The organism is Calothrix rhizosoleniae SC01, from assembly GCF_900185595.1.
GTDB lineage: Bacteria > Cyanobacteriota > Cyanobacteriia > Cyanobacteriales > Nostocaceae > Calothrix_A > Calothrix_A rhizosoleniae.
The window spans coordinates 1-11,369 of sequence record NZ_FYBH01000027.1; the positions used below are offsets into that span (position 1 = coordinate 1).

An 11,369-nucleotide genomic window follows, 5' to 3' on the forward strand; every position below is an offset into this window, starting at 1 on the left:
CCCATAAAATTTAATCCCATAAAAGTTAGACTAGAGATATGGAATCAGCATTTTTGTTATTCCTAAAGATAATTTTTCTGAAAATGGCTCACAATTGCTATGGACGCAATTTACATTCCGCAGCTAACTAAAGCCCCTGAGCGAACAGAGGAGATTAAGGTAAAAGAGTTTCTCCCTAATCTGGAAACCTTGACACCAGTGCGCGGTATTATTCGCATACAACATCATGGTAATTATTTAGAAGTTTCTGGAAAAGCGGAAGCAATTGTTACTTGTACCTGTAATCGTTGTTTACAAAGCTATAATCACCGCTTATGTATAAATACTTCAGAAATTATTTGGCTAGAAGAACTTAGCGAACAAGAAATAGATCTCCCCCTAGAACGGGAAGTAGGTGTAGATGATTTACTTGAAACCTTGCCACCCCAAGGTTATTTTGAGCCTAGTGTGTGGTTGTACGAGCAAATGTGCTTAGAAATTCCTCAACGGCAACTTTGTGATGCCAATTGTCCTGGGATTCAAACGACTAGTAGCAATTCCCATCAGCTATTAGATAGTCGTTGGGCTTCTTTAGAAGCTTTAAAAAATCAATTTCCCGGATAGTAATCATCAGAATATCAACGTCAAATAACTTTCTGTCTGTATACACCGAGATCAGACATAAAAAGTTTTGCTCGCCGTCAAGTTTCCGAAAATACTATAATATAGCACTACGCAATTAGGGCGTGGACATTGTTGAAGCAGCAAACCGCTTACCAGTAAACTTATTACTTGCGCGTAGCGCTATGACTACTTATGAACTTCCGTGAAGAATTTCGATTATTGCTGCGTGCCCGTTACCCTTTAATTTATATTCCTACCCATGAAGAAGAACGAGTAGAAACGGCTATTAAGGAAGAAGCAGCAAACCAGGGAAATCGTTCAGTATATACCTGGGATTTTGTGGATGGTTATCAAGGAAATCCCAATGATGCCGCATTTGGGAAACGGAATCCTCTCCAAGCATTGGAATTTGTGGAAAAAATTCTTCCCACCGCACCTGCGGTATTCATATTACGGGATTACCATCGATTTTTAGAAGATGTAGGGATTGCTCGCAAACTTCGTAATTTAGCACGAATACTAAAATCACAACCCAAAAATATAGTTCTGCTCTCACCAAGAATTTCTATTCCTGATGATTTAACTGAAGTTTTGACAGTGGTAGAGTTTCCCTTACCATCGGCGAAGGATATTAAGACGGAAATAGAAAGATTGTTAGTAGCCACTGGTAATTCTCTGTCAGACAAGTTTCTCGATGATTTGGTGCGCTCTTGTCAAGGGCTGAGTATGGAACGAATTCGCCGGGTATTAGCCAGGGGAATTGCAGCACATGGAGAACTACAGCCGGAAGATGTAGATTTAGTTTTAGAAGAAAAGCGCCAAACTATCCGCCAAACCCAAATTCTTGATTTTTATCCAGCTACGGAACAAATTTCCGATATTGGTGGCTTGGATAATCTCAAAGATTGGTTATTACGTCGCGGTGGTTCCTTTAGCGAGCGAGCTCGGCAGTACGGATTACCACACCCCCGAGGATTACTATTGGTAGGTATCCAAGGAACAGGCAAATCTTTAACAGCCAAAGCCATTGCCCATCACTGGCATTTACCTTTATTACGGCTGGATGTGGGGCGATTATTTGCTGGATTGGTGGGTGAATCAGAATCTCGCACACGACAAATGATTCAAGTAGCAGAAGCATTATCTCCTTGTATTTTGTGGATAGATGAAATAGATAAAGCCTTTTCTGGACTTGGTAGTAAAGGTGATGCTGGAACTACCAGCCGTGTGTTTGGTACATTTATTACTTGGATGGCAGAAAAAACTTCACCGGTGTTTGTAGTCGCGACGGCTAATGATATTCAATCCTTGCCACCAGAAATTCTCCGAAAAGGTAGATTTGACGAAATTTTCTTTGTTGGTTTGCCAACCCAAGAAGAAAGAAAAGCAATTTTTAATGTTCATTTATCCCGACTACGTCCCCATAATTTGAAAAGCTACGATATTGACAGGTTGGCATACGAAACCCCTGATTTTTCTGGAGCAGAAATTGAGCAAACTTTGATTGAAGCTATGCACATTGGCTTTAGTCAAAATCGGGATTTTACGACTGATGACATTCTTGAGTCAGCTAGCCAGATTATTCCCTTAGCTAGAACTGCTCAAGAACAAATTCAACAATTACAAGAATGGGCTGCTGCTGGAAGAGCACGTTTAGCCTCGAAGCACAGTCCCTTAAGTATTCAGCGCCAGTTGCAGTAGGAAGGAGTATGCTAATGACTGTTTGCTGATAACTGATAACTGACAATAGTGATAATATTTGGTTTTATTGTGGTTGTGCGTAGCGCTATATATGCGTCCAAATATCTGTAGCAAGATGTAAATATGTTCTCCAATATACTTAAATATATTCTGGGTTTTTTATTGGCGATCGCTATTTTAGTTGGTAGTGGTTTCGCTGCTGCCCTATATCTCATGAATCGTACCTCTATTCTGCCAACAAAACCGATTTTTAGTAATGATAAATCCTCTGTTAAAGCAAAATTGCCAAAGCAAAAAATTAATCAAGGGACTTCTACAAATGTAGCTTCCAAGAAAGTTACCCCAAAGACAAAAACTAGTCCAACAAAACCTCCAGGAGATGATGAATTAACAGAAAACCTACCTCCAGGAGCCTATCAAGCCCGTGTTACTTGGCCCCAAGGCTTGAGCATACGTGAGTCAGCTAGTAAAGATGCTCAACGGATAGGTGGAGTTGCTTTTAATCGGAAAGTGATTGTATTGGAACAAAGTTCAGATAAAGCTTGGCAAAAAATTCGCATAGATGGCAGCCAACAAGAAGGTTGGGTAAAAGCTGGTAATACAAAAGCAATAAACGATTGACGGGTGGCAGATTCTTGGTTCAAATTTCTGCTCTATATTATCGGTGGTGAAATTTATAACTAATAACTGAAACGGGGCATACTAGGGTATGCCCTCAATATAATTTTTATTCATCTCCTTTTAAGGAATTAATCCTTTCTCAAAGGCACATATTCTTGATTTGACAATCAAATTATACTCAACTAAGCACATGTTAAATGCTAGTTCAGCATAAAATTACTATAGGTTGATTTTTTCTTCAGGTCATGATAAGGACAACCTATTTTATAGCCTACTATCTCGTCTACAGTCTCAAATGATAAGTATTTGACCAAATAGTGTATATAGCTAGGTGACTAATTAAAGGTCAGATATAAACATATTATAAATATGTTTATATTTTTTAATAAACAAAAATATTTTGTTTGATTAAATTAATATTACACTATCAAATCCATATAGTTTTATGTTTTTAATTCTGAAAATATCTGGTGGTGAGATATAATTATTAATACCTTTAGAAAAAGTTATAGATCTGAGAATATCTACAACCTTTATTTATTGGTTTAAGAGATAATTTTTGACACAGAATTATATTATTTTTATTCGAGGAATAAAGTCAAAATAATCATCAAATTTTTATCCTCATCTTAACTTTGTATTCTCAAAAACAATCTTTATAAAAACTTTAATGAATCAAGTCTTACAAGCAGAGACAACTCTAGTCAAATCTCATAGAATGTTATTACTCAAAATTTTAACATGCAGCTATTTACCCTGAGTTTTAACCTTAAGACTCAATCCTAACTACTCTATCCTCAAAGCTGTAAAGGCTTTGAAACACTACTAATAGTTTTGTTTAAAGTGCAAAATTCGCCCATATTCGTCGATAAATTGAAATCTATGGATAGCGACCAAATTCACCGCTATCAAACCACTATGATATCAACTTATTCTCATGACACTAATCTGCTTGAATATCTAGTCATGTCATCTGGGACAAAGCGTTCCTATGGGTCAAGCTTCTTAGCAGATATACGCAGTGGAAAGCTTTTGACGGTCAATAGTCGTAGAAGAAATGGGTTAATCCTTTTTAAGGAGTATCATGCAGAGTTTGCTGGTCCCGGAGCAGCTGTTGGTGGTGATTATGACCGTGATTGTCAGGGGGTTTTACCTATAGGAAACTTGTCTTTGTTAAAGATGGAATCCCATGAAGAACGTCAAAAGGCTTATTTGATTAGAAGACAATGGATTCGCTTAATTGGACAAATTACCCAAAATTCTTCTCCTACCCAACGAGTTCATAAGATTCTTGATCAATTTGAGCAGTATTTTCCTTCAGATGTTGTAGCTGATTTGCCTGATGAAGCCTTTGCTTTGTTGATAGGTGTGTTACCACAAACAGCTTGTATGGTCAGACATTTGGGTAGTGATGTTGATAGCAAATTAAATCGTTAGTGGTAAATCTAAGAGCTTACACATGGCAAGGTTGCTAATACTGCTTGCATTCTTTTCAGAGTGCGATCATTTTCTATTGCAGTTCCAACAGTAATTCTCAATCCATGATGAATTTGTCGTACTAGAGTACCACTAGCCTTCAGTTGTTGATGAATAGTTTTAATATCAGCGCCTTGTGAAGCAAAATCATTTGATTGGAGGCGCAAAAATATAAAATTAGCTGCACTATCCCAGACTTTTAGGGCTGGATTCTGACGTAGGGCTTGAATTAGTTTAGTTCTTTCAGCTAAAGTTTGAGGAACTGATGCTAGTAGCAATTGATGATTGTTCATAGCAATTAACCCTGCTGCCAGAGAGAAGCTACTCAGGTTATAAGGTAAACGCACTTTTTCCAGAATTGCGATCGCATCTGGATGGGCAATACAATAACCAATACGATGGGCAGCTAGTCGAAAGGCTTTAGAAAATGTTCGTAGCACCACCCAGTTAGGATGTTGTGACAGTTCACCCACTAGGGTTGTTTGACTAAATTCAAAATAAGCTTCATCAATCACCACTAAAACTTGTTCTGGTAAACTCCTTAACCATGCTAATTCTGGGGTGGTTAAAGTATTGCCTGTGGGGGAATTGGGATGGACAACAAAAACTGCACGAATGGGAGGATGTTGAGTCGTTTCTATCGCAGCTTGTGCAGCTTGTAAGTCAATGGCAAAATTTGTTTCCTTCCTGGGTACGGTAACCATAGGAATCCCCAAAGTTTGAGCTAAGATGCCATACATGGAAAAAGTGGGTTGAGCGACTAATATAGACCCTTCTCCAGATAAACAACTGGCAATTAATAACGAGCGAATTAATTCATCAGAACCATTACCAACAGAAATATTGGCAGTAGAAAAAACATATGGTGAAAGGTGTGCTGATTCATTTACATATGATGCAATTAAATTTTTTAACTCTTCATGACCACCATCAGGATATCTGTTATTTTCAATTAATTCTTGATATGTCTGTACCAGTTCTAGTTTCAATTGAGGCGGTAAATCTTCAGCACTTTCATTAGTGTCTAATCTATCAATTTGGGTTGATGTGTCAACAGGTTCAGCTGTATCACTACTGGGATGAGGCTTATAGGCGTTGAATTGGGCTAAATCAGAACGAATAAAGGGTAACATAGGATTTTTGGAGTAGAGGTGTTTGGATTTTGAATGCAATCTCAACGCCAAAATCCAATTTCAATTTGCCTGATTATATTGGCTATAAATTAAGATGATTAACCAGGGATTTGATATTATACAGCCTCAGGGTATCTGACAAAAGAGTTTAATTGTCTGCCAAGTTTCTGACATCATATTCCCTAAGGTATGGTCGCTATCTAGTTCTATTAAATTAATCCAAGGACGTTGCATGGCAAACTCTTGGCTAGCTTGTATGGGAATCACATCATCATGTTTACCATGAAGAATGAGAGTCGGAAGAGGGCGCTGTAATGAATTTTCTTGATATTGATGGGCATCTATCAAAAAATCATGACTTAAGGGCATTTCTTTCCCCTCTCCATAGTGATACACCTGAATATATTTTTTTTGTTGCCAATTTTGAGTTATATTTTCACCCAAAGTAGGTAACCAATGGGATAAGAAACCAAAAGCAGGTGCTAATAAGAGAATTTTTTGCACCTGAGTATATTGTTGTCCTAAGTGAGCGGCTGTTAAACCGCCCAAACTAGAACCAATAATTGTTGTCGGTATATTTAATGCAGGTGCTACTTGTTGAATTTGTCGAGAGATCGTTAAGTGGGGAAAATCCCCATGATTTAGATCCGGGATACAGAGGGGTAGATGATGTTCGGCAAAGCGATCGCTGAGATAACGAGCTTTAGTAGAATTAGGACTGGAAGCAAAGCCGTGTAGATATATGTATTGCATGACCAAATCATCCGTAATTCCTAATGCTTTTCGTCTGTTCCCTGCTCCTTTGCTCCCTTAACGCATAGTGACAAATTCTTCTGCCGATGAGGGGTGAATACCCACAGTTGCATCAAAATCTTTTTTGGTTGCTCCCATTTTGACAGCAATCGCTACCCCTTGAATAATTTCAGCAGCATAATCACCTACCATGTGAGCCCCTATAACCTTGTCGGTTTGTACATCTACAATCAACTTCATCATGGTTTTTTCTGGTTGATCTGGCAAGGTATAAAACATCGGACGAAAACGGGAACGATAAATTTTCACACCGTCTTCACCCAATTTATCCTTGGCTTCGGTTTCCGTCATACCCACGGTTGCGGCTTCTGGGCTAGAAAATATTGCCGTTGCCACATTCTCATGGCTAAATATGCGACGATTATTACCAAACTCACTATCAGCAAATGACCTACCCTCACCAATTGCAACTGGAGTTAAGTTGATTCTATCCGTAACATCGCCTACGGCATAAATATTGGGCTGGGATGTTTGGCTATATTCATTAACTGCGATCGCGTTCATTTTACTGTACCCAGGGCCTTCTAAAGAACTGGGCACTAAATCTACCCCAGCATTTTCTAAACCCAATCCTTCCACATTGGGACTTCTACCAGTAGCAACTAAAAAGACATCGGCTGTCACTGGTTCTGTGTGTTCCCCGGAAAGATTCAGTTGCAGCTCGTCCCCAACTTTCTCCAAATCTGTAACCACGGTATTTTGAATCACACGAATACCATGATTGGTCATTCCTTCTTGGATTTGGGTACGAATATCTTCATCAAAACCCCTGAGAATTTTGTCTCTACGGATAATTTGGGTAACTTCACAACCCAAACCGCGCATAATACAAGCAAATTCCGTACCAATATAACCAGCACCAATAATGGCAATGTGCTTTGGTTGGGATTGGAGATGAAAAATTTCCCTAGAAGTTATGGCATGTTCCATTCCTGGTAAATCAGGTTTAATCGCACGTCCTCCTACAGCAAGCAGAATTTTATCTGCTGTAACTTTGCGATCATCAACTTCCACAGTATGCTCATCCACCAAAGTAGCACGACTGGGGATTAACTCTACTCCTGCTTTTTCTAAGAAGTTGATATGTAGTTGGGACAGTCGCCGTACTTCCTGATCTATCGATGTAATGAATTTTTCCCAATCTAATTCAGTATTGCCTACTTGCCAACCATAACCCGCAGCACTCTCAAATAATGATGGAAAATGGGAAGCGTATACCATCAATTTTTTGGGCACACATCCACGGATAACACAAGTTCCACCTACTAAATCATCTTCTGCGATCGCAACTTTTGCCCCATAACTAGCAGCTCGTTTGGAAGCTGCCAATCCTCCAGAACCAGCACCAATGACAAACAAGTCGTAATCGTAAGTCATAAATCTCCGTATTTTTTAACAACAAGTAGAGTATTTATACTTGGCAAATAATTGTGATTGAACCAAAGAGTTACTCAAACAATTGATCAGCTATAGTTATGCTATCTTGTTACGGAATTTAATGCTTAATTATTTCGATAGAGTTTGATTTTAGGTCATTTTTACCCAAGACTAACCTTATGGTCGAGTGTATGGGCAATTATGACTGACTGTGGAACAAGTTGACTCATGGGTGCTGGTTTCATTTCTCCACGTAAATCTAGTACCTGCACCAATACCAAGTATGCGACCGCTAATAATATGGAAATTGCACCAGTGATAATTGCAACTATTTTTGAGCTATTCATCAGTGTTTTTTTGGTAAGGCGAATTGTTTTCTGTCTAGAATAATATTGCCACAGAAGTCACTTTCTTATATCAAGTCGAAAAATGATTGCGAGTTTTACAGCTATGAGTATTCAAATATAATTTTTAGTTATACATGGTGAATGTCCATACATATAATAGCTATGGAAAATTGTGTCAGACCCTCAATTATTAAATCAATATGAGAGAATATTGTAAATAAATATAATCAATAAATAATATTTATTATTATTTGTGTTGTTATGGTACTATTATTGCTAGGATTTTAATTTAAGTTTAAGAAAATAAGCTAAAATTCTCTTCAAAGCAAGCTAGGATTAAAGGAATAGGTTTTGGGAGATATATAACTTTAAGAAAAAATTAGTGAAACTTTCCATGTTTTTCGGGCTTAAACGTTAATTTCTAGTTATAGTTTACCCAATTAACAACATTATGTTTTATTAAACAAATCCTGCATGTACATCTATTTGCTCTGTATGAGGGCACATTATTTTCAATAACGCCTGTCTGGAGACGAACTTTGATAGATTTTGTTTCTTCCAAGATATATCTAAGGCTATGGCTGAATACAAATGGATCAAGTCAATAGATATGGTTTGATTGTGGTCAATATTGCTGTGAAATTCAGAAACATGTTTGTACCACAAACTAAATATTGATTTATTGATATACTAACCAATAAACAAAATGGTATTTCTATTTTTTGTTATCAAAGTTTGATTCTTTTCAATTTGGTTAGCAAAATACTGATTGTTACAAGGTTGGGGAGATGTAAGTATCAGAATGTAGGGATTTATTTTCATGTAATGAATAATTTAAGCAATTAACTTAGCATATTTGGATATTTTTCGATTAGGCTATATTTTGTGAGTGTAAATCATAATATATGAGCAATAAACTATTGTAATCACATATTATAATCACAATCATAATCAAATATTATTGTACTACTTTCGTACTTTATAGCTTTATAGTTTGACATTTTTTATTGAAATCGGACTTTAGTAAAAATTATTTCTCAAAGAAATTAGAGGTAAATCATGAATAAAAGCAAAAATTCTCTTAAAAAGATAAATAATAGTTCTCATCCAAATAAGCCACAACAGTATGATTCCCATCTCTTTTCAATCAAAGAGAATAATCATGCAGAAGAAATTCAATTACCAGAAGATAATCCGGAAATGTTTCTGGGTAGAAATTCTAATCGTGGTCGAATAGCTATTTTTATAGATGGTTCTAATCTTTTTTATGCTGCTCTCCAATTAGGGATAGAAATTGATTATGCCAAACTCCTTGTACTGCTAACTCAAGGCTCGAAATTGCTCAGAGCTTTTTTCTATACGGGTGTAGATCGGACTAATGATAAGCAACAGGGTTTTCTCCTGTGGATGCGCCGCAATGGCTATCGCTTAGTTACCAAAGATGTAGTGCAATTTCCCGATGGCTCTAAAAAAGCTAATTTGGATGTAGAGATTGCTGTAGATATGCTTAATCTAGCCCCTTACTACGATACAGCGATATTAGTAAGTGGAGATGGGGATTTAGCTTATGCAGTAAATACAGTGTCTTATAAAGGAGTAAGAGTAGAAGTTGTCAGTTTGCGATCGATGACTAGTGATACTTTAATTAATGTTGCTGATTGTTTTATCGATATTGATAGTATTAAGCAATATATTCAAAAAGATTCGCAATCGGAGTATTCTTATCCAGAATTGTCGAATTTCAGCCTTTAATTTTGAGAGATATAGATAGTTTGCGACTTCCGTATCATAGTATGCTATTTCATGAATGTACCAGTTGAATTTTCAATGTCAGGTTGAAACTATTCAATTGACGCAGAAATTAATGCAAAACATTGAAAAAATTACCAAATAATAAATAATATTTTTTGTCTGGCAATGCTGACATTTTTTTGCACAGTCATTAAGCATAATGACTAGTACTGAAGAGCTAAAATTTCTATATTAATAATCTTAATACTCTCAATAGTTTTAAACTATATTGAAAAATCAGTAATTTATACCCTTGTATATCTCCAGGAAAATTACCATTTATCTGAGATAGTCTTATGGCTATCATAGAAATATATCAATATAATATTTATCCTAATTAGGATTAGTAGCCAAAATATTGATAAATAATTACATTATTTAACAAAGTTTAACTTTTGCTATATTGACCACTATCAATTTTATCTTTTAAGCTAAAATGTAAGAACAGATGGGATAGAATCTAGCAACATTTATTCATCATCTTTAATCTTTATTAAAAGTTTAGCGTAAGGATTTTGTAGTTTGTCTATTCCTTTATTAACCTACCCTCCTTCATCCCAAAATCAGCGCGTCGCTGGTTATGAAGTTAGAGGTGAAGAGCAACCTAGGGTCTATTCCCAGGAACAAATAACTAATTCCAAAGAGATAGATGAGTTAATTTGGTCTGCATATTACCAAATTTTTCATCAGCAACAGATGTTGGCTAGTAACCGCCAGACATTTCTAGAATCACAATTAAGGTCTGGTCAAATTACGGTTAAGGAATTTATTCAGGGATTAGCCACCTCCGATTCGTTTCGGCGACTCAACTACGATAGCAATAATAATTATCGCTTTGTAGAATTATGTATCCAACGGATTTTGGGTCGTAAGGTGTATGATGAACGCGAAAAACTTTCTTGGTCAATAGTACTGGCTACGAAAGGTTTGCAAGGTTTTATTAATACTTTGCTTGATAGCGAAGAGTATATCAATAACTTTGGCGACTACACCGTACCTTACCAAAGGCGGAGAATTTTACCCCAGCAAATGCAAGGGGAATTACCTTTTGCACGGATGGCTCGTTACGGAACTGATTATCGGGACAAATTGCCTTTTCCCGATGGATTTGCCCGTCAGCCATTTAATTTTCGGACTTTTAGACAAAGTTCTGATTGGTCAGTTATTTCTTGGCTACTTATGTCTAGTTTAGGGGTCACTAGTATTTTTGCTTGGTTAGCTGTATCTGGTATTTTGCCAAACTTTGGTGGATACTAACTAGAATCGCAATATATCTAAATATAAGGTATGTTAGAGTGTGATATCTGTGGTAGATGTTCACGCTCTTTTTGCTGATTAAAACACGGACATTGTTGAAGCACTAAACCTATTACTTAGGTAATTTATGAAAAAGTCTTTTGGTGGGGGTAGGGAGTAGGGAGTAGGGAGTAGGGAGTAGTTCCAGCCTCTTTATTTCTATTCTTTTTGCCATCAAAAATAACAGATGCAAGGATTTTAAACCTAGAAT

At 36.8% G+C, this 11,369-nt stretch carries 10 protein-coding genes; 6 read left to right on the top strand and 4 right to left on the bottom strand.

The annotated features are described in order from the left end of the window. The first annotated feature begins 99 nt into the window (after window positions 1-99). The 4 genes from CALSC_RS01335 to CALSC_RS01350 all read left to right on the top strand — a co-directional run bounded on the left by CALSC_RS01335 (window position 100) and on the right by CALSC_RS01350 (window position 4,362). Window positions 100-603 (top strand): YceD family protein, encoded by a 504-nt coding sequence (locus CALSC_RS01335; protein ID WP_088239636.1) that lies wholly within the window; start codon window positions 100-102, stop codon window positions 601-603. 192 nt (window positions 604-795) lie between these two features. Further along, complete coding sequence (locus CALSC_RS01340; RefSeq protein ID WP_088239637.1) at window positions 796-2,304, top strand: AAA family ATPase; 1,509 nt, start codon at window positions 796-798, stop codon at window positions 2,302-2,304. 123 nt (window positions 2,305-2,427) lie between these two features. Next, window positions 2,428-2,925, top strand: coding sequence for an SH3 domain-containing protein (locus tag CALSC_RS01345; RefSeq protein ID WP_088239638.1), 498 nt, complete (start codon window positions 2,428-2,430; stop codon window positions 2,923-2,925). Between the two features lie 882 nt (window positions 2,926-3,807). Further along, window positions 3,808-4,362, top strand: coding sequence for a hypothetical protein (locus CALSC_RS01350; RefSeq protein ID WP_088239639.1), 555 nt, complete (start codon window positions 3,808-3,810; stop codon window positions 4,360-4,362). Between the two features lie 8 nt (window positions 4,363-4,370). Here CALSC_RS01350 and CALSC_RS01355 read toward each other — a convergent pair whose 3' ends face one another. The 4 genes from CALSC_RS01355 to CALSC_RS01370 form a co-directional block, all read right to left on the bottom strand. Beyond that, window positions 4,371-5,534: a histidinol-phosphate transaminase gene (locus CALSC_RS01355; protein WP_088239640.1), complete on the bottom strand. Its 1,164-nt coding sequence runs from the start codon at window positions 5,532-5,534 to the stop codon at window positions 4,371-4,373. A gap of 126 nt (window positions 5,535-5,660) precedes the next feature. Then, entirely contained in the window at window positions 5,661-6,293 is a 633-nt protein-coding gene (locus CALSC_RS01360; protein ID WP_088239641.1) for a YqiA/YcfP family alpha/beta fold hydrolase, read from the bottom strand. Window positions 6,294-6,344: 51 nt separating this feature from the next. Then, window positions 6,345-7,724: a glutathione-disulfide reductase gene (gene gor / locus CALSC_RS01365; RefSeq protein WP_088239642.1), complete on the bottom strand. Its 1,380-nt coding sequence runs from the start codon at window positions 7,722-7,724 to the stop codon at window positions 6,345-6,347. Between the two features lie 161 nt (window positions 7,725-7,885). Then, window positions 7,886-8,071, bottom strand: a complete 186-nt coding sequence (locus CALSC_RS01370) for a hypothetical protein (RefSeq protein ID WP_088239643.1) — start codon at window positions 8,069-8,071, stop codon at window positions 7,886-7,888. Between the two features lie 1,059 nt (window positions 8,072-9,130). Between CALSC_RS01370 and CALSC_RS01375 the strand changes: the two genes are divergently transcribed. Both CALSC_RS01375 and CALSC_RS01380 read left to right on the top strand, forming a co-directional pair. After that, complete coding sequence (locus tag CALSC_RS01375) at window positions 9,131-9,823, top strand: LabA-like NYN domain-containing protein (protein ID WP_088239644.1); 693 nt, start codon at window positions 9,131-9,133, stop codon at window positions 9,821-9,823. Between the two features lie 561 nt (window positions 9,824-10,384). Then, window positions 10,385-11,119, top strand: coding sequence for a phycobilisome rod-core linker polypeptide (locus CALSC_RS01380; protein WP_088239645.1), 735 nt, complete (start codon window positions 10,385-10,387; stop codon window positions 11,117-11,119). Window positions 11,120-11,369 lie beyond the last annotated feature (250 nt).